A 21,700-nucleotide genomic window follows, 5' to 3' on the forward strand; every position below is an offset into this window, starting at 1 on the left:
GCGTCTCGATTGCCAAATATTATCATCGTGCGGTAGTATCAACCAATAGGTATCGACAATTTTGCTATCGGCAAACCTCACCACATTACGATTTTTATCGCTTTCAAGGCGACTGGAGCAAGAAAATCCATGAGTACTGTAGCACTGATCCCACAGAGTAAACTCCCGGCGTTAGGCACCAATATTTTCTCGCAGATGAGTGCGCTGGCGCAAAAACACAACGCTATCAACCTGTCTCAGGGTTTTCCCGATTTTGATGGGCCAGAGTACCTGCGTCAACGCCTGAGCGTGCACGTGGCGGAAGGCTCGAACCAGTACGCGCCAATGACCGGCACCGCCGCATTGCGTAACGCTATTGTCGATAAAACCGAGCAGGCCTACGGCTACCGTCCTGACGCCGAAACGGACATCACCATTACCTCTGGCGCAACCGAGGCCCTGTACATCGCGATAACAGCACTGGTATCGCCGGGTGATGAAGTGATCAGCTTTGATCCAAGCTATGACTGTTACGCACCCGCCGTTCAGCTGGCAGGCGGCGTGAGCAAGCGTATCCAGCTTCTGCCGCCAGAGTTTAGGGTCGATTGGTCAAAGCTTGCCGACCAGATTACCGACCGCACCAAAGTCATCATCATTAATACTCCACACAACCCGACCGCTACCGCCTGGAGCGAACAAGACGTCGAGCGCCTGTGGCAGATAGTCGCCGAGCGCAATATTTTCGTAATAAGCGATGAAGTCTATGAGCACATCTGCTTCGCCCAAGACGGCCACGCCAGCGTATTGCGCCACCCCCAGTTGCGCCAGCGCGCCATCACCGTGTCGTCCTTCGGCAAGACCTTCCACATGACCGGTTGGCGCGTGGGCTATTGCCAGGCGCCGGCGGCCATTAGCGCCGAGCTGCGCAAGATTCACCAGTTCCTGACCTTCGCCATCACCACGCCGGTACAGCTTGCCTTAGCGGACATGCTGCGCGAGCACCCAGAACACTGGCAGGCGCTGCCAGAGTTTTATCAGGCCAAACGCGACCGTCTGGCACAGGGGCTGGCAAAAAGCCGCCTCAAGGTATTGCCAAGCGAAGGCACCTATTTCCTGCTGGTCGATTACAGTGAAGTCTCTGATTTGGATGACGTTGCATTCTGTCAGTGGTTGGTTGAACATGTGGGTGTGGCTGCAATACCGCTTTCGGTATTCTGCGCCGATCCTTTCCCACATAAACTGATCCGCCTGTGCTTCGCCAAGAAAGAAGCCACGCTGGACGCCGCTGCGGAGCGCCTGTGTCAACTTTAAAACTGTCGGTATTACAACAGCCGCTGGTCTGGCTAGACGGTGAAGCCAACCTGAGCCATTTTGACTCACTGCTGGGGCCGTTGATTAATCGTGACCTGATTATCCTGCCGGAAATGTTCACCACCGGTTTTGCGATGCAGGCTCCCGAGCGCGCTCTGCCTGAATCTCGCGTCGTCGAGTGGCTGCACAAGTGGGCGCGCAATCTGAACGCCATGATAGGTGGCAGCGTTGCGTTGTCTACGCCGAAGGGCGCGGTGAACCGTTTTCTGCTGGTCGAGCCGCAGGGTAAGGTGCATTTCTACGATAAGCGGCACCTGTTCCGCATGGCGGGTGAGCACAATTATTACGTCGCGGGCACACGTCGCGAAGTGGTCGAATGGCGCGGATGGCGCATTCTTCCGCAGGTGTGTTACGACCTGCGATTCCCGGTATGGTCACGCAATACTCAGGATTATGACCTGGCGCTTTACGTCGCCAACTGGCCTGCACGCCGTACGCATCACTGGCAGGCGCTGCTGACCGCCCGCGCCATCGAGAATCAGGCTTACGTCGCAGGCTGCAACCGCGTCGGCGACGATGATAATGGCCATCACTACAGCGGTGACAGCCTGATTATCAGTCCTCAGGGTGAAGAGCTGGCCCGTGCTGAACCCGGTGCAGCGATGATAATTGAAGCCGAACTGTCTCTGGAGGCGCTTCAGGAATATCGCGAAGCTTTCCCGGCATGGCTCGACGCCGACAGCTTCCTGCGTCACGACTAACGGCCTTAGCTCTGTGGGAGTTCAGGCTCTCACAGAGCCATTAATGTAAACTCATATCACTGTACCGATAGCTGGTGCAATTCTTGCATCCAGTCTCCCCTGCTAAAACATCTGACAGAGGGTAACTGATGACTATCACGTTTATTGCACACTCCACGCCTGAACCTGTTTATTACGGTGCGCTGGCCGCGATACTTGCTGAGTTGCGCGCGTTGCCGCTGTGTCACCTGCCGGTCAGATTCGACAACCAGCGTTTCATTAATTCTCGCCAGTACATTTCCCCACAGGGGCAGCAGATTACCAGTGGCTTACTCTGGCTGGAACGCTTGACGGGTCGCGGAGCGGGTGCAGAATTTGAGTTAGAATCGCTGATAAATCGGGCAGTTAAGGAGGATATCGTCGTTCCATTGAATCAGCCTTTGTCCTCCCCTTGCTATGCACAAATGATCCGGACGATCGCCGAAAAAGGGATCGCTATCGAGTCCCTGCAGGTGGTCAAAAACCAGGATCGCTATCAGCTTGAAGACTGCGAAAACGGCAAAATTCGCAGCAACGGCTGGACCCGCGATCGCTTCGGGCGTTGGGTATTAGGCGCAGTCACTCAGCCGGTGATGCGTGCCGGAAATCAACTCAGACTCGCCGTTTTGGGCGATGCAGCCGAGCACCGCGACAGCTATCCGGCGATGCTCGCTGCACTGGGAGACGCCGCCGATGCACTGGCAATGAACATTGAGATTGTCTTCATTCCCCCGACGCTGGTCGGCAGCCAGCTCGACAGCACGCTCTATGACGTCGATGGTACGTTGCTGCCTGGCCTCAGCGTTCAGGGTGCCGAGAACATTAACGCCAACACCCTAAGCCAGCTCACCGTCGCGAAATGGGCTATGGACAACCAGACGCCGGTGCTGGGCATTAACAGCGGCATGCACATGATGGTCACCGCGCTGGGGCAGAAGGTGCTCGGCGAAGAAACGGTTGCCATGCCCGGCCCGTCTTCACTCAGAGCGCTACAGTCAATCCTGCCGCTGGAGAAGGAGCCGGTGCGCAGGGGCAATCACAGGGTGCTGTTCCAATCTGGCAGCAGGATGGCGAAGATGATGGGAAGAGAGGCGCAGATTCGCTACAACCAGCGCTGGCGGCTGAGTCCAAAATTGCTCGACCGACTTTCTTGCACAGGATTGCAGGTGACCGGTACCGATGAGTCGGGCCTGTCGGCGGAATGCATCGAGCTGGACGACCACCCGTTTTTCGTTGGCGTACAGGGGAATCCCGAGTTGCAGTCACGCCGTGAGCGCCCCCATCCTCTGTTGATGGCATTTCTACAGCAAGTGCGCCAATGCAACAGAGAACGGGAGATAAGCCACGATGCGTTAACTAAGAGTGTGCGGTTAAAGCATCCGTATTTCTTAATGGGTTGAACAGCGCATTCAGGGTCACCGCTGCCAGGCAGGCAGCGCTGATCCCCGAGTGCAGCAACGTTTGTACCCAGCCCGGGAAGTGATCGTAAAAGCTCGGCATCACGATAGGGATCATCCCGAAGGCTATCGACGTCGCCACCACCACCAGATTCATATTGTCCTTATATTCCACCTTCGACAGGGTACGGATGCCGCTGGCGGCTACCGATCCAAACAGCACTACGCCCGCCCCACCGAGTACTGGCGAAGGGATCGACGCGACAACGGTGCCCAGGCTCGGCAACAGCCCGAGTGCGATAAGAATAACGCCCCCCGCCGCCACCACGAAACGGCTCTTCACGCCGGTTAACGCCACCAGGCCGATGTTCTGCGCAAAAGAACTCTGTGGAAATGAATTGAACACCGGCGACAGCGCGCTGCTCAGCATATCGGCGCGCAGCCCTTTGGCGATGCGTTTGGAATCGACCGGAGAACCGACTATCTCGCCAACGGCCACTAAACCGGCGGTAGTTTCAGTCAGCAATACCAGTACAATCAACAGCATCGACAAAATCGCGGCCACGTTAAACGTCGGCAAACCATAGGCAAACGGCGAGGGTAACGCCAGCGTCAAGCTATGCCCCAGCGTCGAGAAATGGGTTTTGCCGAGAAAAATCGCTACCACGGTCGAGAGTAACATCGCCATCAGTACCGAAATGCGTCCGATAGTCTGGCTGCCAAAACGGTTGAGCAGCAGGATAATCGCCAGGGTAAAGGCCGCCAGCCCAATGTTGCCGGTTGAGCCCCAATCTGCTGCATGGGCATTACCGCCCATTGCCCAGCGCACCGCGACCGGCATCAGCGACAGTCCAATCACCGTCACCACCGTTCCGGTAACCACCGGTGGGAAGAAACGAATAATCTGCGCGAAATACGGCGCAATTATCAGGCCAATCAGCGAAGAAACGATAACGGCACCAAACACTTCCGGTAACCCGCCCCCTCCGGTGACAATGGTCACCATGGTAGAAACACCGGCAAATGACACCCCCTGCACCAGCGGCAGACGTGCGCCAAAGCCAGGAATACCCAACGTTTGCAGCAACGTCGCCATCCCGCTCACAAACAGCGCGGCGGTGATAAGCATGCCTATTTGCGTCGCCCCCAGACCGGCTGCACTGCCGATGATAAGCGGCGGCGCAATGATACCGCCGTACATGGTCAGAATATGCTGTAGGCCGTAGGCAAAGGTTTTTCCCAGTGGCAAACGCGCGTCTTCCGGCGCGGCCGCTGAGACGGTCGGTTTGGAAACGTTATTCATTTTGGCAACTCCCGGCGGTCAGCTCCCGCGATAAGTTGAATAAGAATACGGGCTGAGGAGGATAGGCAGATGGTAGTGCGCCTGCTCGGCCGAAATAATGAAGTCAACAATCGCCAGGTTGTACAGCGTCTCACGCCCGTTGGCGAAGAAATACGCGCCCACGTCGGCATAGAGTCGGTAGTTCCCTGCCTCGACGCCCTCAGGGGTTAAGCCCGCCGCACGACCGTCCGCGTCGGTCGCCGTCTCATTGATTTTTAACGCCTGCTGACCGTCGATTTTTTCCAACCACACCCGCACGTTCGCGGCGGGTTTACCTAATGAAGTATCCAGAATATGGGTCGTTATCTTGGTCATCAGTTAAATAACTCCTTAAAGCGCAGCAGGGTTATCTGCTGTAATTGTTCAGCCGTCTCTTTCAGCTCCTGCTCATCGTTATTCTTTAAACGACGATGCAGATGCGCGAGAATTTCGTCCGGTGTTCTGCCTTTGGCACGGATCAGAAAAACGCGGTTAAAGCGTTGTTCATATTGCTGATTGCCTTCCAGCAGTGCCTGCGTGGTCTGTTGTTCGAGGCCCAAAGAGGCCTGCTCGGCGCGCGACAGCGCCGCCTCTTTGCTGTCGCCCTGCAAGCGTTCGCCGATGCGCGGATGCTGGGCCAACGCGCTGCTGATAGCCTCTGCCTGCCAGCCGTGACTCGCCTGGGTGGCAAAACTCACCGCCTCATCGACGGTGTGAAACGGTCGTGCGTCAGTCACTGCATTCACCCACTGCGGGATACTCACGCAGGGGGTCAGCGCTTCACGCGCTGCGTGCGCCGACAGTGCATTAAATTGCTCTAAGGTCATCTTCAGTCCCTGATTAATTGCTGATTTTTTACTGAGCAAAACCTAAAACCGTGTCGATATACGCCTGCGTCGCATAGGCTACGTCTTCCACGGTCACCGATTCGTCGGGATGATGGCTGATACCGTCTTTACAACGAACAAACAGCATCGCGACCGGCCAGCGTTCGGCAATTGCGATGGCGTCATGCCCCGCACCGCTCGGCAGCAGCATCGACTGCCCCTGCAATGCCTCAACGCTCTGCGCCAAACGCTGCTGTAACGCAGGGTCGCAGGCGGTGGCCTGAATACCGTAGAACTGCTCGGCGTCAAAGCGCAGACCGCGTCGGGCAGCAATCTCATTGGCCTTGCCCAGCAGATCAGCAAGCAGCACGCCGAGCGCGTTATCTTCAGGACCGCGCACGTCGAGCGACAGTCTGACCTCGCCCGGAATAACGTTAACCGCTCCCGGAAAACTCTCTATCTTTCCAACGGTTGCCACCAGATTATCGCCACGTGCAGCGGTCATCGTTTCGATGGCGACCATCCATTCGGCAGCGGCAGCCAAGGCGTCCTGACGGTGCCCCATCGGCACGGTTCCGGCGTGGCCGGCGTGGCCGACGAAGCCGCAGTTAAGACGACGAGCGCCGTTGATCGCCGTCACGACGCCCAACGGCAAATCAGCAGACTGCAGGCAAGGACCCTGCTCGATGTGCAGCTCGAGGTAGGCACAGAAATCGTTAACGTCGCGCTGCGCCGCCAGAATATCGGCTGGATTCAGCCCGAGGCCGAGCATAGCTTCGGCCACGGAAATGCCGTGTGCGTCAGTGCGTTGCAGCCAGTCCTGCGGCCAGGTGCCGGTCAAACCCCGGCTGCCAAGCAGCGTGATGCCAAAACGGGTACCTTCTTCATCGGCGAAACCGACAATCTCTACCGCCATCGGCAGGCGGATCCCTTGTGAATGCAGATGAGCCACGACTTCGATAGCGGTTAATACGCCGAGTGGGCCGTCGTAGCGCCCCGCATTACGCACGCTGTCGAGATGGGAACCGAGCAGCAGCGCTGGCGCCTGCGGGTCAAGACCTTCATAGCGGCCACAGATATTGCCGACGCTGTCCTGCCAGGTCGTCATCCCCACTGCCGCCATCCATTCGCCCACCAGACGGTTGGCCTGAATATGCTGTGCGGAGAGGTAAACCCGGGTCAGTTCGCCCGGTGTTTCACTCAGTTCTGCGAGTCTATCGCAGCGCGCCATCACTCTGAGCGCCGCCTGCTCTGCCTCTGTACTCAATGGGATGGCTGCTATCATTACTGGCCTCCTACCACACCGTTTGTCACGGCGGCATAGTGGTCCCATGCGGCCTGAGAACCGGCACCGTATTTCGACGCGAAACCCAGACGATTTAGTACCGCCTCGAGCGCCACCAGCGTTTGCATCACACAGTCTTTGCGAGCGTTGTAGCCCATGGTGCCAATGCGCCAGATTTTGCCGCTCAGCGGGCCAAACGAGGTGCCTATCTCGATACCAAAATCGAGAAGCATGGTCTGACGCACCTGCTCACCGTGCACGCCCGGCGGAATAACGACGCCAAGCACGTTGTTCATGCGGTGGTTTAGGTCGCCGAACACTTCCAGTCCCATGCCTTGAATACCGGCCAGCAGCGCGTCGCCGTGCAGCTTGTGACGAGCGATGGTGTTGTCCAGACCTTCTTCCAGAATGACGCGAGCACATTCGCGGGCAGCAAACAGCATGCTGGTCGCTTCGGTGTGGTGGTTGAGGCGCTCAGGTCCCCAGTAGTCCATGATCATGCCGAGATCGAAATAGTTGGAGTAGATCATCTCTTCGTCACCGTCGGCGTGGTCGGCGGTGCGGATCCCTTCTTCGATACATTTACGGCGGCGGATCTGTTCTTCAAATTTCGGGCTGATAGTCACTGGCGAGCTGCCGGATGGGCCACCGAGGCATTTTTGCAGACCCGCAGACACCGCATCGAGGCCCCAGGCGTCGGTTTCAAGCACGTTGCCGGCAAAGGATGCCGTTGCATCGCAGTAGAACAGTACGCCGTGGCGACGGCAGATGTCGCCCAGCTGTTCCAGCGGTTGCAGCATGGTGGTCGAGGTATCACCCTGTACGGTCAGCAGCCAGCGCGGTTTGACCGACTTGACGGCGTCTTCAACCTGTTGTGGATCAAAGACTTCACCCCACGGCACTTCGATGGTGTGCACCTCGGCGCGACAGCGGCGGGCAATTTCGCACAGCAGATGACCAAAGCGACCAAATACCGGCACCAACACCTTGTCGCCCGGACGAATGCCCGACAGCAGCACGGCTTCAATACCGGCACGCGAGGTACCGTCGATCAGGAAGGTCCACTGATTGCGGGTCTTATATACCGCGCGGTACAGCGCCATGACTTCATTCATGTAGCCGGTCATCGCCGGATCGTACTGGCCGATGAGCTGGCTCGACATCGCGCGCAGCACGCGCGGATCGGCGTTGATTGGGCCTGGGCCCATCAGCAGACGGTTAGGCGGGTTGATTTGACCGAAGGTTGAGATGTCCAAGATAATTATCCTTTTTAATCAATGACTTTTAGACTACTGCCGGGGTTTCGTTGAGTCCACGCACCGACGCGATAAACTGTTTGAATTCTGGCGTTTGCGGATTGGCGAACAGTGCGCGACTCTCACCCTGCTCCCACACGGTGCCCTGGTGCATAAACACCACCCGATCACCGACCTCACGCGCGAAGTTCATTTCGTGTGTCACCAACACCAGCGTCATCCCTTCTGCCGCCAGCTGTTCCAACACTTTCAATACTTCCCCGACCAGCTCGGGATCGAGGGCAGACGTGATTTCGTCACACAGTAAAACTTTTGGATTCATCGCCAGCGCACGGGCAATGGCGACGCGCTGCTGTTGGCCACCGGACAGGTTGGCGGGATAGTAATCTACGCGATCTGCCAGTCCGACTTTACTCAGCATCTGAATCGCCAGCTCGCGACATTCGGCGGCGCTTTTACCCAACACGCGGCGCGGTGCGAGCATAACGTTTTCCAGCGCGGTCATATGTGGGAACAGGTTGAAGTTCTGAAACACCATGCCAACCGAACGGCTAATTTCACGCGCCTGAGAGTCGCGGTTGGTGATGGTCATGCCGCCCAGCTTGATGCTCCCTTCCTGATAGGCTTCAAGACCGTTCATACAGCGCAGCAGCGTACTTTTGCCCGAACCGCTGCGGCCGATGATGCAGATAACTTCTCCACCTTCGATATCCAGATCCACGCCTTTCAGTACATGGTTCTGACCATAATATTTTTGAACCTGATTAATGGTGATCAGCGGCATTACTTTTTATCTCCAAGCAATGTTCTTTCCAGATAATGACTGTAAAGAGAGAGTGGATAGCACATCAGGAAGTAGCCGCAGGCGACTAATCCAAAGACTTTGAACGGTTCGTAGGTCACGTTGTTAAGCATGGTTCCGGCCTTGGTCAGCTCGACAAAACCAATGATCGAGGCCAGTGCGGTGCCTTTGATGACCTGCACCAGAAAACCTACGGTCGGCGCAACGGCGATGCGCAGTGCCTGAGGGGCGATGACGCGCCAAAGCGTCTGGCCGAAACTCAGACCGAGGCAGCGGCAGGCTTCCCATTGCCCTTTAGGCAAAGCTTCGATACTGCCGGACCAGATATCGGCCAGATAAGCGCTAGAGTAAAAGGTTAGCGCAAAGGCAGCGGCGGTCCAGGGACTGACGTTGATGCCGAACAGTCCGAGGCCAAAGAACGCCAGAAACAGCTGCATCAGCAGCGGGGTACCCTGAAAAATCTCGACGTAGACGCGCACTACGTTCGCCATCCAGCGACGGCGAGTCAGGCGCATCAACACCAGTGGAATAGTGACGACCGTGCCGCCAAAGAAGGCCACCAGCGAAAGTAAAAGGGTCCAGCGCGCGGCGAGCAGCAGATTGCGCAGGATGTCCCAGTCGGTAAAAGTCATCATCAGCTGTAGCTCCCAAAGAAGCGGCGTCCGGCGAGCAGCAACAGCTGGCGCATCACTATCGACAGCGCCAGATAGAACAGCGTACAGACGAAATAGGTTTCAAAGCTCAGGAAAGTGCGCGACTGAATCAGGCTCGCGACAAAGGTCAGTTCCTGATAGGAAACCTGCGAAACCACCGACGATCCGAGCATCACGATAATGCACTGGCTGACCAGCGCAGGGTAAATTCGTTTTAATGACGGCGGTAGAATGACGCGGAAGAAGGTCTGGCTGCGGCTTAAGCCCAGCACACGACTGGCTTCCCACTGGCCTTTCGGCGTCGCCTGAATACCGGCGCGGACTATCTCGGTGCTGTACGCCCCGAGGTTAATCAGCATCGCCAGCAGCGCGGCCTCGCCTGCGGTCAGCTTCAACCCCAGGCTCGGCAAACCAAACACGATAAAGAACAGCTGAACCACGAAGGGCGTATTGCGAATGGCTTCAACATAGATGCCCCAAATGCGGCGCAGCGTCACGTTGTTTCCACAGCGAATGGCCGCACCGGCGATACCGAGAGCAATACCGCCGACAGTCGCCATGAAGGTCAGCTCAATGGTGGTCCACAAACCGGCCAACAGCTGCGGCAGATAGGGCCATAATGCAGGGAAATTAAGCTGATACGTCATGAAATTTCTCCGTTGCGCGCGCTAACTTTTTTCATTGTGAATCAGGCACCCAGATTGGCAGGCAGCGGGGCCTTCATCCATTTTTGAGACAGGCCGTCCAACGTTTTGTCTTTCAGCGCTTCGTCGATCAGTGCGTTGACCTTAGCTTTCAGTGCTGGCTCGTCCTTACGCATACCGATGAAGCAAGGAGAATCTTTCAGCAACACCTTGGACTCTGGCGCTTTCTGCGGGTTTTGACGCGCGATGGCAGCCACCACTAGGTTACCGGTAGCAATGAATTCCACCTGGCCCGACAGATAGGCCGACAGCGTGGTGTTGTTATCTTCATAACGTTCGATTTTTGCATCTTTCGGGGCGATATCGGTCAGCACCAGATCTTCCACCGCACCACGGGTCACGCCGATAGACTTACCGGAAAGCTGTTTCACGTCGCTCAGGGCATCGCCTTTAGCCCCAAATACGCCGAGGAAGAACGGTGCATAGGCCTTGCTGAAGTCGATCACTTTCTCGCGCTCAGGGTTCTTACCAAGGCTGGAAATGACCAGATCAACTTTATCGGTTTGCAGGTAAGGAACGCGGTTGGCGCTGGAGACCGGCACCAGTTGCAACTTAAGTTTCATCTTGTCGGCCAGATAGTGCGCCATATCGATATCGTAACCCTGAGGCTGCATATCAGTGCCGATAGAACCAAAGGGTGGGAAGTCCTGTGGGATAGCCACACGTAGCACGCCACGTTGCTGAATATCCTGCAATTGATCGGCCAAAACCAACGGTGCCTGAATCATCAGCATCGCCGCACCTACCCACGCCAACAACCGTTTGTTCATTTTCATTTGAGACTCCCCGGGTTAATAGTTTATGAAACGATAGATTCTTATGCCATGCATTCTGCAACTAATGTGCCAAAAAGCAGAAACAGGCGAGACATATTGGCAATGCCTCGATTCATAAAGGATTAGCGGGAGAGATAAACAAAGCAGCGGGCGAATTTATCGCCCCAAAGCGGGGCAAAAGCGGCGCACCTGAAAAAACCCTTCGCACCTAAAACGTGCAAAAGCACCAATTCAGGGCTTTGTTTTGATCAGATTAGCGCTGCTCAAGCTCGTCGAGATCGTTGTACAGGTCGGTAATTTGGTGAATACGCTGCCGACCTGAAGCCAGCATTTCATGCAATAAAGCATTGCTGAGCAGATTGGCCAGACTCATCGCCGCCGAATAGGAGTCGAAGGCTGAGACACTGTCGAGAGAAGCGGCCAGATGCCAGCGCGCCAGTGGGATAAGCGACTGTGCCTGCGGCTCGCAAATCAGTAATACCGGGACATTTAGCTGTTGCAGCTGAGTCAGAATCGCACGGGTTGCGCGCGGGCGACGGCGGAAGGCGATAAACACCACGACGTCCTGCGGGGTGAGGTCGACCAGCTCTTCGGCCAGGGTCTGGCCCGGCTGCGGCATTAACGTCACCTGATTTCGCACCTGCAATAGCTGCTGGCGCAGGTGTAATGCCACCGGATAGCTGTTACGCATCCCCAGCAGGCGAACCTGTCGCGCATTGCTCAGTGCGGTAATCACCGCGGTAAACTGGCTGCCGTCAATCTGATTGATCCATTGAGTCAGGTTAGCCATTTCCTGCTTGTAATGGCGCGACAGCAGCGTATTGCCCTGCACCGCGTCACGGCTGTCGGTCAACGGCATCCCGCTCTGGCGCAGGGTTCTCACCTCATCGCGCATATCGCGGTAGCTGGGATAACCGAGACGTTTGAACAGTCGGCTGACCGTCGCCTTCGAGACGCCGCTGAGGCGCGCCAGCTCGGCGCTGTTGTAGCTCATCAGGTCATCGATGTGATCGAATATAAAATCCGCAACCCGCTGTTCCTGTGGCGTAAGCTCGGCGTAATAACCGCGCAGGCGTTCGTCGATCTGTTTCATGTGTTGTTTCCTGTAACCAACGTTTCAGCCGAAGATATCATGACCTACAATTCCTTAGGCAAATAAATTTCACTCGTTTCACTTTCTGCTTTTGCTCACAGATTTAGAAAACTTTATCCATAAGCAGACGATCTGGAACAGCTCTTGCTTATTGAAAACCAGGTATCAATTTTTTGGACAAAGGATCACGGCATGATTAACAGTAACAGCGCACCGCTCGGTATGGCGGTCACCCCTCACCATCTTGCCAGTCAGAGCGCACTGGCGGTCTTGCGCGAGGGAGGTAATGCCATTGAAGCGATGGTGGCCGCCGCCGCGACGATTGCCGTGGTCTATCCGCATATGAACGGTCTGGGCGGCGACGGCTTCTGGCTCATTGTGCCGCCGCAGGGCAATCCGGTCGCTATCGACGCCAGCGGGGCCGCCGGTTCGCTGGCGTCGCTCGATTTCTATGCCGGGGAGAGCCACATACCCCATCGTGGTCCGAAGGCCGCTTTAACCGTCGCGGGTACGGTGGGTGGCTGGCAGGAAGCGCTGAACGTCTCTAACGAGTTAGGCGGTGAGCAGAAGCCGCTTTCGCGGTTGCTGCGCGATGCCATTCGCTACGCGGCCGACGGCTTTCCGGTCACGGCCTCGCAGGAGGCGGCGACACACAGCAAGCGCCACGAGATGGAGTCTATGCCCTCGTTCGCCGAGGTGTTTCTGCCGAACGGCCATGTGCCGCAGTGTGGTCATCGCTTTACTCAGCCGCGACTCGCCTCAACGCTGCTACAGCTGGCAGAAGAAGGACTCGACAGCTTCTACCGCGGTGAACTTGCCGACAGCATGGCCGCCGATATGCAAAAGCTCGGCATGCCAATCACGCACGAGGATCTGGCCGCGTATCGCCCGCAGCGCCGCACGCCGCTGAAGCTCAAGCACAGCAAAGGCGAAATCTACAACCTGACGCCGCCGACCCAGGGTCTGGTGTCATTGGCGATTCTTGGCCTTACGGACCGTCTCAATCTTGAGGCGATGGATGAGGGCGCAACCATTCACAGCATCGTCGAAGCCACCAAGCTGGCGTTTGGTCTTCGCGACCGCTTCATTACCGACCCGCGCATCATGACACAGGACGCGCAGGCGCTGTTGGATCCGGCCTATCTTGATGCCCTGGCCACGCGAATCAATCCGCATCGCGCCGCCGACTGGGGCAAAGGTAAAGGCCCCGGCGATACCGTCTGGCTGGGCGTGATGGACAGCAGCGGGCTGGCCGTGTCGTTTATTCAGAGCATTTATCACGAGTTTGGCAGCGGCGTTGTGCTGCCAGACAGTGGCGTCATGTGGCAAAACCGAGGGGCCTCTTTCAGCCTTGATGCCGACCACTTGCTGGCGCTGGCACCCGGCAAACAGCCGTTCCACACCCTGAACCCTGCGGCGGCACGGCTCTACGACGGACGTACCATGGTCTATGGCTCGATGGGCGGTGACGGTCAGCCGCAAACGCAGGCGGCGGTGTTTATCCGCCACGTTATTCAGAAAAAATCCCTGCAAGAGTCGATCAGCGGTCCACGCTGGCTGCTGGGCCGCACCTGGGGACAAAGCTCCGACTCACTGAAGCTGGAAAGCCGCTTCAGCCACGCGACGCTGGCCGGTCTGCGCCAGCGCGGCCATGACGTCGAGATGCTGCCCGAGTTCAGCGAGGCGGTGGGTCACGCCGGTGCCATTGTGCGTCACACCAACGGCATGTTCGAAGGCGCATCCGACCCGCGCAGTAACGGCAGCGCGGCAGGATTCTGACATTGAGAGGGAGCCGCGGCTCCCTCACCTTAGCCCTTCCCCGCTCTGAGGGAGGTGATTAAATAGAGGAGAATTTATGAAAACCACATCTTCTGTGCCACCCGCCGATTGGGCTGCCTATGTGAGCCAGATGGAGGCTATATTGGCCTTGGACCTCGACGACGCCCGTCGTCAGGAATTGTTGACGCAGTTTAGCCGCATCGCACAGATGGCTCAGCCGTTGATGGACCTTCCGCTTGACCCGCGCCTCGAGATTGCCGGGGTCTATCACGCATGAAACCTTTACACGAAGCGGGCATCGACGACATCCAGCAGGCTCTGAAGAGCGGCGACGTATCTGCCACCGAAATTGCCCGTCAGACGCTCGAAAACATCGAGAAAGCCAATCCGGCGATTAATGCCTATACCCATATCACGCACGAACGCATGCTGAGTGAGGCGGCGAAGGTTGATAAACTGCGGGCCAGCGGCGCTGAGCTGCCGCCACTGGCTGCGGTGCCTTACGCAGTAAAAAATCTGCTCGACGTGACCGGCGAGGTGACGCTGGCCGGTGCCAGCCTGAACAGCAGCAATCCAGTGGCCAAAGAAGACGCTTGGACCGTCGCCCGCCTTGCACAAAACGGCGCACTGCTCTCCGGCATGCTAAACATGGACGCCTACGCCTACGGCTTCACGACGGAAAACAGCCACTACGGGGCGACCCGTAACCCACGCGACCTCGAACGCGTAGCGGGCGGTTCTTCGGGCGGATCCGCCGCCGCCGTAGCGGCAGGCCTGGTGCAATTCACTTTGGGCAGCGACACCAACGGTTCTATCCGCGTCCCCTCTTCCCTGAGCGGCATTTTAGGACTGAAACCCACCTTTGGCCGGCTGTCGCGACGCGGCAGTCAGCCCTTTGTCGCGAGCCTCGATCATTTAGGCCCGATGGCGCGCAGCAGCAGCGATTTGTCACTGGTGTACGATGCGCTGCAAGGATATGACAGCGCCGATGCGTTTCAGGCCCACAAACCGACGGTCGAGACCTTTTCACAGCTGACACGCGGCCAACAGGGGCTGCGCACCGCCGTACTTGGCGGCTTTTTCAGTACCTGGTGTGACGACAATGCCAAAGAGGCGGTGAAACGGGTCGCTCAGGCGCTTGAGGCGCAGGAAGAAGTCGAGATGCCGCAGGCCGAGCTGGCCCGTTCGGCGGCGTTCATCCTTACCGCCTCCGAGGGCGGAAACCAGTATTTGCCCCAGTTGCGCAAGATCCCGGAACAGTTCGAGCCGCTGTCGCGCGAGCGTCTGCTGGCTGGCGCGATGATCCCTGCCGCCTGGTACGTGCAGGCCCAGCGCTTCCGTCATCAGTTTCAGCAGCAGGTGCTACCGATATTTGAACACTGGGACATCCTCATCGCCCCTTCTACCCCGTGCCCGGCCACCCTTATCGGACAGGAATCGATTGAAATCAACGGCACATCGTTGCCCACCCGCGCCAGCATGGGCATGCTGACCCAGCCTATTTCGTTCCTCGGCCTGCCGGTAGTTTCCGTGCCGCTGACGACAGCGAGCGGCCTGCCGATCGGTCTACAGCTTATCGCTCCGCCGTGGCGTGAAGATCTGTGCCTGCGTGCAGCATGGGCGTTGGAACAACAGGGGATCGTCAGCGTCAAGAGCTCGCTGATTGGCTAAAACAGACATTTTTTGAAAATCGAGAAATAGATGAAAAGTGAAAATATCGATCGTCCGGCGATTCTGGCTGAAGTGAATGCGGCGTTCTATCGCTACGAACAGGCGCTGATTACCAATGATACGGTGGTGTTGGACGAGCTGTTTTGGCACGACCCACGCACCGTGCGCTACGGAGCGGGAGAAAACCTCTACGGTATCGATCAGATTCGTGAGTTCCGCGCTTCTCGCCCTGCTCAGGGACTGGATCGCGACCTGCAAAACACCGTGATCACCACCTACGGTGACGATATGGCGATCGCCAGCACCGAGTTTCGCCGTAAAGGTACCGACAAGATTGGTCGCCAGATGCAGACCTGGATCAAGATGCCGAGCGGCTGGAAGATAGTGGCGGCGCATGTCAGCCTAATGGTGTAAGCGGGGAGGCTGCCCCTAAAGCCGCTTTTGTGGGCGGCTGCCCTGGACCTGCTTTTAAGGACAATTAACTCCGAGACGCTTTTCCGGTTTGAAAGCTTCAAGGGGCATTTACCTTTCCGCGCCGTCCTGAACTCGCCCATGTGAATCTGGCGCAGAAAAGACATAAGATTTACCGCTGCTGATGCAGCAAAGAACAAACAAAAAAATCCCGCCGTTAGACCGAGCGTGGATTTGACCTCAAGGTTGCCGGTTTTTGTTTGAGAGGGGGGTTGGCGGATTCGGGACAGCGCCGGGCGACGGGTGGCGAGACGCGTTTGGCTCGGAACCGAGACGGGGAACCGCGAAGCGGCGTGGGGTGCCAAGGGGTCTTGGCCTGGGAAGGCCCCTTGGCTGGTCTGGGCCAGCGCCAAGGCGCGTGCCTTTGGCCTTACTTTGACCCAAGAGACTTTGACCTTCCCCAAAAATTTGCAATTAAAAGCCTAATCCTAATTGAAATTAAAAGCCCGCCCCCATTAGATCTAACAGCAGATCCCCCCCTAACATCATTGCCTGAGCATTCAGCGAAGCGGAAGGTTCATCCCCCAGAGACAACAATGTCGTGGCCTGGGCGGCCAGCGGGGAGTTATCCGGCGAGATGGCGACAACCTTTGCACCGCGATCAACGGCCGTTTTGGCAATCTCGGCCAGAACCTCACTCTCCTGACTCACCGAAAGCATCAGTACCGCGTGTTGAGACGACAAACCTGAGGCGCTGATGCGCATAAGCTCGACGTCTTGAAACGCATAAGCTGGACGTCCCGCCCGCAGCAGACCGTTTAGCAGCTCGCTGGCGAAAAATGTACAACGACTCTCTGTGTTGAAAATATATATGCCTTTAACCGCATCAGAAATCAGTGACACAGCGTGGATAAAGGCTTTTTCATCAAAGCGTTGCAGCTGAAAATGTATGCGCTGCTCCCGTTGATTGAGCCTTTGCTGCCACGTCGCCGAACCGAAACCGCTGGTTTTTTCGGACTGCGCGGCCATATAACGCGAACCCACGGCGCTGGCATGGGCCAGCTTCATGCGCAGGTCGCGAATGTCATCACAGCCCATCGATTTGGCAAAACGGGTTATGGTTGCCGGACTCACCCCGGCCTGGGAGGCCAGCTGCTCAATGGTTGCCGACGAAGCGAAGGCGACGTCGTCAAGAATAGCTTGAGCAACCTTGCTCTCTTGCTGGCTAAACTGATTTTGCTGCGCACGAATCTGATAAATAATGTCGCCAATATCTTCATAACCGATAGATTTAGCGAAACGTTGCATGATTTCTGGACTGACGCCGGGCAGCTTGCCGAGGAGCGTTGCCGAAGCAAAGGCAATATCGGTCCCGCCCGGCACCGGCTTCGACACGCTGGTGTCAGGACGTTGCGTCGCCGTTTGTGCGCGCATGTGGGTCATGAAATCGTTAATGTCCTGACAGCCGAGCGATTTGGCAAAGTGCGCGATGGTCTCTGTACTCACACCCGCCCTCGAAGCCAGCTGTTCAAGAGTGGCATCGGAGGCAAACGACGGATTATCCAGGATAACCTTGACGACTTTCTTTTCCTGTCGGCTGAATGTCCCCTGCAAGAATTGAATTTGATAAACAATATCCACAGCTGAGTTGCCCTTTTCTGATCATCGACCCAACAGGTTGCTTTTAACTCAGCCTACCAGAACGTCGTGAATTTCACACAGCCGAGATCTTCCCTCAGCACGGTTATTTATTCCTCAGCCTAGCAAAATGAAAATAATTTTCAAATAAATTCACTTATCTAACTTCAGGATGAGAGAGACATCACAACATTTTAATTAACTATAAGAAAAATAAGCAATTTATTAAGAAAACATTTAACCACTTTGAGCATATTTAGGGTCAGATCACATTCATGAAAAAAAATTTCACCAATAAAAAATCATTATCTGTTTGTTTTTATTATATTTAATTGAAATCCATAATTAAAACCTATGATTTAGCCTATTTACTTCATGTCGAGGCTGGCGTTTTATATTTCCACAGCCACTCAGGCTCCAAACAGGGAATCCAGATGATGCAAAAAATATTTCTATGCTGCGCTGCCGGTATGTCTACCAGCATGCTGGTTCAGCGAATGAAAACCGAAGCCAATAAACGACAATTAACCATTGATATTGAAGCCGTACCGGTTGCCGATTTTGAAAAGATTATTTCTTTGGCCGATATCGTACTGTTAGGGCCACAGGTTAAATACGAACACGCTCGTCTGTCAGATATTGCGGCTGCGCAAGGAAAACAGGTCGAGGTTATTAACATGATGGATTACGGCACCCTGCGCGGGGATAAAGTTCTTGATCGGGCATTGAGCCTTATTTCCTGAAGATCAACTCTTTAAGTTAAGCAATCAGGAGCCCTATGGATCTTGACATCATCAACGTCGAAAGCGTGGATTTAGAAAATAAGCTAATGGAACTGCTGGTTCAGGCCGGCAGTGCGCGAAGTTCGCTGCTGTCTGCGCTGAGAATAGCGAGAAGCGGCGATATTAGTGCAGCAATTAATTTGGTCGAGGAGGCGAAATTATTTATTTCCTCTGCCCACAAAATACAAACCGAATTAATTGGTCTGGATGAAGGGTCTGGAAAAATACCGGTGAGTTTAATTCTGGTGCACGCACAGGATCATTTAATGAACGCCATGCTTATTCAGGAATTAGCCAGCGATATGATTGAACTCTATCGCCGTAACCCGCAAGGAGAATGTAATGACTAAGATTAGTGTAATCGGCGGTGGAAGCAGCTATACGCCAGAGCTGGTTGACGGACTCATTCAACACCACAGCGAAATAGGCCTGAGCGAGTTGGCGTTGGTCGACGTCGAGGCGGGTCGCGAGAAAGTGCAGATTATCGCCGACCTCACTCGACGCATGTTAAAACGCAACGGGCTGGAACAGGTCAAGGTCTCCGTGCACTTCTCGCTGGATGACGCCATTCGCGATTCAAGCTTTGTGCTAACCCAACTTCGCGTAGGCCAGCTTTCCGCCAGGGCCGCCGACGAACGTCTTGGGCTAAAATTTAATATGCTGGGGCAGGAAACTACCGGCGTTGGCGGTTTCGCCAAAGCGCTGCGCACGATTCCCGTGATGCTCGAGGTGGCAAAGACAGTCGAGAGGCTGGCTCCGGATGCCTGGATAATCAACTTCACCAATCCGGCAGGCATCGTCACCGAGGCGGTCAGCCGCCACAGTAAGGCCAATGTTATCGGCCTGTGTAACGTGCCGGTGAACATGCATCATATGATTGCCAATATGCTACAGGCGCCATATGAGGACGTTGAGCTACGTTTTGCCGGATTAAACCACATGGTGTGGGTCCATCAAGTCGCGCTCAAAGGCAAAGACGTCACCGAGTCCGTTATCGAACGCCTGTGCAACGGCGAAACCCTGACTATGAACAATATCAAGGATACCCCTTGGCCACCGGCGTTTCTGCGCGCACTGGGCGCGATCCCTTGCCCGTATCATCGCTATTTCTACCAAACTGACGCAATGCTGGCTGAAGAGTTCGAAGCGGCCGCCGAGCGCGGCACCCGCGCCGAACAGGTGATGAAGGTCGAGGCCGAGTTGTTCACGCTGTACGCCAGTCCTGACCTGGCCGAAAAACCCACCCAGCTTAATTTCCGTGGCGGTGCTTTTTATTCCGAGGTTGCGGTGGAGCTTATTCGGGCGATCCACACCAACTCAGGCAAAGTATTAGTAGTCAACACTACAAATAAAGGCGCCATCGCTGGACTTCCTTATGATGCCGTCGTAGAAACCAACTGCGTGATTAACGCACAGGGCGCACATCCTCTTTCTTTTGGCCCGCTGCCAGAAGCCATGAACGGATTGACGCAGCAGGTTAAAGACTTTGAACGCCTCACCATTGAAGCCGCCGTTAAAGGCTGTAGGAAAAGCGCGATATTGGCGCTGGTGACGAATCCCTTAATTGGCAATGCCAATATTGCCGAAGAAATGCTCGAAGAAATCCTGACACAGAATCGCCGCTATTTACCGCAGTTTAACTAATGAAACATTACCCTATAAATTTCTGACTGCATGATGACTGAAATAGAACGGGTAAAACAGGGGGGGTTATGGCTAATATTAATAATATTATAGAACGCTACGTATTACCGGCAGCATTAAAAATAGCCGGACAGAAACACATATTATCCGTACGTGACGGCATTATACTTAATATGCCTTTCATGCTGATTGGTTCGTTCTTTCTTATCTTCGCCTATTTACCTTTCCCCAGCTATGCCAATTTTATGGGGGAATTATTCGGTGCGGCGTGGCGCGATAAACTGCTTTATCCGGTAAAAGCCACCTACGATATTATGGCGATCATTTCGAGCTTCGGGATTGCCTACCGTCTGGCAGAAAAATACCGCGGCCTCGATCCGTTAAGCACCGGCGCGGTTTCACTGGTCGCATTCTTACTGACCATCCCTCAACATACGCTGTTCACCCCGGTGGTAGGCGCTGAGGCGATGATGGTGAAAGGCGTACTGCCCATGAACTTTATCGGCAGTCAGGGGCTGTTTGTCGCCATCATTATCGCCCTGCTTTCGACCGAGATTTATCGCTTCGTTCACAACCGTGACCTGGTGATCACCATGCCTGAAGGGGTGCCTCCGGCGGTTGCCAAGTCTTTCCTCAGTCTGGTGCCGGGCTTTTGCGTCCTGGCGGTGGTGCTCGCGTTGCGCCTTATCGTCGAAGCCACGCCGTTCGGCGACATCAATACCATGATTGCCACCCTTATCGGCATTCCGATGCACCACATTGGCGGCACATTGCCGGGCATGATTTTCTCGGTGATCTTAATCGGCCTGCTGTGGACACTCGGCCTGCACGGTGACGCGATTGTACTGGTGTTTATTCAACCCATTTGGCTGTCTAACATGTCTGAAAACCTGACGGCGTTTCAGAATAATCAGCCAATCCCGCACATCATTACGCAGCAGTTTTACGATTTATGGATAGCCCCGGGCGGAACCGGCGCACTGCTGGGGCTGGTAATATTTATGCTGATCCGCAGCCGAAGCGCGCAGATGAAACAGCTGGGTCGCATCGCCGCACCGGGTTGCCTGTTTAATATCAGTGAACCGATGGTGTTCGGCATTCCGCTAGTAATGAACCCGTATTTCTTCCTGCCGTTTATTCTGACACCGGTGGTGCTGGTTATTGTCACCTATAGCGCAATGGCGACGGGACTGGTGACGCCACCGGTAGGTATCGCGCTGCCGTTCACCACGCCGATTTTTATTAGCGGGTATCTGGCCACCGGCGGTCATATCTCGGGGACAGTAATACAGTTTGTGAATCTGGCGATTTCGATGGCGATTTACTATCCGTTCTTCCGACTTTGGGACAAACAAAAGTATCGCGAAGAGCAGCAGTACATCAGTTCACAGGCTGAACAGGCCAGCGCCGAGGTGAACGGCAAGGTGTCGGTCAGTTAAGGCTATCTAAAGTTCGAGGTCGTTCAGCGGCCTCGGACGAGCAGATCATTGTGGCCACAGGCGTTCTATTGAAAAACTCAGGTTATAAGCGCACAGCCTGTCGAGGAGTTCCCCCGTCAGGCTGTGCGCGTTAAACCGATATTAGCAGAGACT

At 55.6% G+C, this 21,700-nt stretch carries 22 protein-coding genes; 11 read left to right on the top strand and 11 right to left on the bottom strand.

From position 1 onward, the window contains the following. Nucleotides 1–129 precede the first annotated feature (129 nt). The 3 genes from BS640_RS15475 to BS640_RS15485 all read left to right on the top strand — a co-directional run bounded on the left by BS640_RS15475 (nucleotide 130) and on the right by BS640_RS15485 (nucleotide 3,469). Nucleotides 130–1,290, top strand: coding sequence for a pyridoxal phosphate-dependent aminotransferase (locus BS640_RS15475; protein ID WP_084912881.1), 1,161 nt, complete (start codon nucleotides 130–132; stop codon nucleotides 1,288–1,290). Continuing rightward, entirely contained in the window at nucleotides 1,278–2,051 is a 774-nt protein-coding gene (locus tag BS640_RS15480; RefSeq protein ID WP_084912882.1) for an amidohydrolase, read from the top strand. Before BS640_RS15475 ends, BS640_RS15480 begins: the two co-directional genes overlap by 13 nt. 128 nt (nucleotides 2,052–2,179) lie before the next feature. Further along, nucleotides 2,180–3,469, top strand: a complete 1,290-nt coding sequence (locus tag BS640_RS15485) for a glutamine amidotransferase-related protein (protein WP_017491119.1) — start codon at nucleotides 2,180–2,182, stop codon at nucleotides 3,467–3,469. Here the strand turns inward: BS640_RS15485 and BS640_RS15490 are convergent. The 10 genes from BS640_RS15490 to BS640_RS15535 all read right to left on the bottom strand — a co-directional run bounded on the left by BS640_RS15490 (nucleotide 3,426) and on the right by BS640_RS15535 (nucleotide 12,183). Continuing rightward, nucleotides 3,426–4,769 (bottom strand): nucleobase:cation symporter-2 family protein, encoded by a 1,344-nt coding sequence (locus BS640_RS15490; RefSeq protein WP_084912883.1) that lies wholly within the window; start codon nucleotides 4,767–4,769, stop codon nucleotides 3,426–3,428. The genes BS640_RS15485 and BS640_RS15490 overlap by 44 nt on opposite strands. A gap of 18 nt (nucleotides 4,770–4,787) precedes the next feature. After that, the gene (gene uraH, locus BS640_RS15495; RefSeq protein WP_084912884.1) at nucleotides 4,788–5,123 is read right to left on the bottom strand and encodes a hydroxyisourate hydrolase; all 336 of its coding nucleotides are present in this window, start codon (nucleotides 5,121–5,123) and stop codon (nucleotides 4,788–4,790) included. Beyond that, entirely contained in the window at nucleotides 5,123–5,614 is a 492-nt protein-coding gene (gene uraD, locus BS640_RS15500; RefSeq protein ID WP_084912885.1) for a 2-oxo-4-hydroxy-4-carboxy-5-ureidoimidazoline decarboxylase, read from the bottom strand. The genes uraH and uraD overlap by 1 nt, the downstream gene beginning before the upstream one ends. A 28-nt stretch (nucleotides 5,615–5,642) precedes the next feature. Beyond that, nucleotides 5,643–6,899, bottom strand: a complete 1,257-nt coding sequence (gene hpxK / locus BS640_RS15505; protein ID WP_017491123.1) for an allantoate amidohydrolase — start codon at nucleotides 6,897–6,899, stop codon at nucleotides 5,643–5,645. Then, nucleotides 6,899–8,158 carry a pyridoxal-phosphate-dependent aminotransferase family protein gene (locus tag BS640_RS15510; RefSeq protein WP_084912886.1) on the bottom strand — a complete coding sequence of 420 codons (1,260 nt, stop codon included), beginning with the start codon at nucleotides 8,156–8,158 and terminating at the stop codon, nucleotides 6,899–6,901. Before BS640_RS15510 ends, hpxK begins: the two co-directional genes overlap by 1 nt. Before the next feature lie 25 nt (nucleotides 8,159–8,183). Further along, nucleotides 8,184–8,939: an amino acid ABC transporter ATP-binding protein gene (locus BS640_RS15515; RefSeq protein WP_017491125.1), complete on the bottom strand. Its 756-nt coding sequence runs from the start codon at nucleotides 8,937–8,939 to the stop codon at nucleotides 8,184–8,186. Then, nucleotides 8,939–9,589, bottom strand: a complete 651-nt coding sequence (locus tag BS640_RS15520) for an amino acid ABC transporter permease (RefSeq protein ID WP_086005807.1) — start codon at nucleotides 9,587–9,589, stop codon at nucleotides 8,939–8,941. Before BS640_RS15520 ends, BS640_RS15515 begins: the two co-directional genes overlap by 1 nt. Nucleotides 9,590–9,591: 2 nt before the next feature. Then, nucleotides 9,592–10,257: an amino acid ABC transporter permease gene (locus BS640_RS15525; protein WP_084912887.1), complete on the bottom strand. Its 666-nt coding sequence runs from the start codon at nucleotides 10,255–10,257 to the stop codon at nucleotides 9,592–9,594. Nucleotides 10,258–10,298: 41 nt separating this feature from the next. After that, nucleotides 10,299–11,090: a transporter substrate-binding domain-containing protein gene (locus BS640_RS15530; RefSeq protein ID WP_017491128.1), complete on the bottom strand. Its 792-nt coding sequence runs from the start codon at nucleotides 11,088–11,090 to the stop codon at nucleotides 10,299–10,301. Nucleotides 11,091–11,343: 253 nt separating this feature from the next. After that, nucleotides 11,344–12,183, bottom strand: a complete 840-nt coding sequence (locus tag BS640_RS15535) for a MurR/RpiR family transcriptional regulator (RefSeq protein ID WP_017491129.1) — start codon at nucleotides 12,181–12,183, stop codon at nucleotides 11,344–11,346. 192 nt (nucleotides 12,184–12,375) lie between these two features. Between BS640_RS15535 and BS640_RS15540 the strand changes: the two genes are divergently transcribed. The 4 genes from BS640_RS15540 to hpxZ all read left to right on the top strand — a co-directional run bounded on the left by BS640_RS15540 (nucleotide 12,376) and on the right by hpxZ (nucleotide 16,047). Next, on the top strand, nucleotides 12,376–13,962 hold the full coding sequence (locus BS640_RS15540) for a gamma-glutamyltransferase family protein (protein WP_084912888.1): 1,587 nt from the start codon (nucleotides 12,376–12,378) through the stop codon (nucleotides 13,960–13,962). A gap of 76 nt (nucleotides 13,963–14,038) precedes the next feature. Next, the gene (hpxX, locus tag BS640_RS15545) at nucleotides 14,039–14,239 is read left to right on the top strand and encodes an oxalurate catabolism protein HpxX (RefSeq protein WP_017491131.1); all 201 of its coding nucleotides are present in this window, start codon (nucleotides 14,039–14,041) and stop codon (nucleotides 14,237–14,239) included. Then, complete coding sequence (locus tag BS640_RS15550) at nucleotides 14,236–15,633, top strand: AtzE family amidohydrolase (RefSeq protein WP_084912889.1); 1,398 nt, start codon at nucleotides 14,236–14,238, stop codon at nucleotides 15,631–15,633. The genes hpxX and BS640_RS15550 overlap by 4 nt, the downstream gene beginning before the upstream one ends. A 30-nt stretch (nucleotides 15,634–15,663) precedes the next feature. Next, the gene (gene hpxZ, locus BS640_RS15555) at nucleotides 15,664–16,047 is read left to right on the top strand and encodes an oxalurate catabolism protein HpxZ (protein ID WP_017491133.1); all 384 of its coding nucleotides are present in this window, start codon (nucleotides 15,664–15,666) and stop codon (nucleotides 16,045–16,047) included. A 495-nt stretch (nucleotides 16,048–16,542) separates the two neighbouring features. Here hpxZ and BS640_RS15560 read toward each other — a convergent pair whose 3' ends face one another. After that, nucleotides 16,543–17,685, bottom strand: a complete 1,143-nt coding sequence (locus tag BS640_RS15560) for a MurR/RpiR family transcriptional regulator (RefSeq protein ID WP_084912890.1) — start codon at nucleotides 17,683–17,685, stop codon at nucleotides 16,543–16,545. 434 nt (nucleotides 17,686–18,119) lie between these two features. Between BS640_RS15560 and BS640_RS15565 the strand changes: the two genes are divergently transcribed. From BS640_RS15565 to celB, 4 genes are all read left to right on the top strand, one after another. Continuing rightward, on the top strand, nucleotides 18,120–18,425 hold the full coding sequence (locus BS640_RS15565; RefSeq protein ID WP_026110426.1) for a PTS sugar transporter subunit IIB: 306 nt from the start codon (nucleotides 18,120–18,122) through the stop codon (nucleotides 18,423–18,425). Between the two features lie 35 nt (nucleotides 18,426–18,460). Next, on the top strand, nucleotides 18,461–18,814 hold the full coding sequence (locus BS640_RS15570) for a PTS lactose/cellobiose transporter subunit IIA (protein WP_017491137.1): 354 nt from the start codon (nucleotides 18,461–18,463) through the stop codon (nucleotides 18,812–18,814). Then, nucleotides 18,807–20,108 carry a 6-phospho-beta-glucosidase gene (locus BS640_RS15575; RefSeq protein WP_017491138.1) on the top strand — a complete coding sequence of 434 codons (1,302 nt, stop codon included), beginning with the start codon at nucleotides 18,807–18,809 and terminating at the stop codon, nucleotides 20,106–20,108. Before BS640_RS15570 ends, BS640_RS15575 begins: the two co-directional genes overlap by 8 nt. Nucleotides 20,109–20,176: 68 nt before the next feature. Beyond that, nucleotides 20,177–21,547 (top strand): PTS cellobiose transporter subunit IIC, encoded by a 1,371-nt coding sequence (gene celB, locus BS640_RS15580; protein WP_084912891.1) that lies wholly within the window; start codon nucleotides 20,177–20,179, stop codon nucleotides 21,545–21,547. Nucleotides 21,548–21,700: the final 153 nt, after the last annotated feature.

The organism is Rouxiella badensis (assembly GCF_002093665.1).
GTDB lineage: Bacteria > Pseudomonadota > Gammaproteobacteria > Enterobacterales > Enterobacteriaceae > Rouxiella > Rouxiella badensis.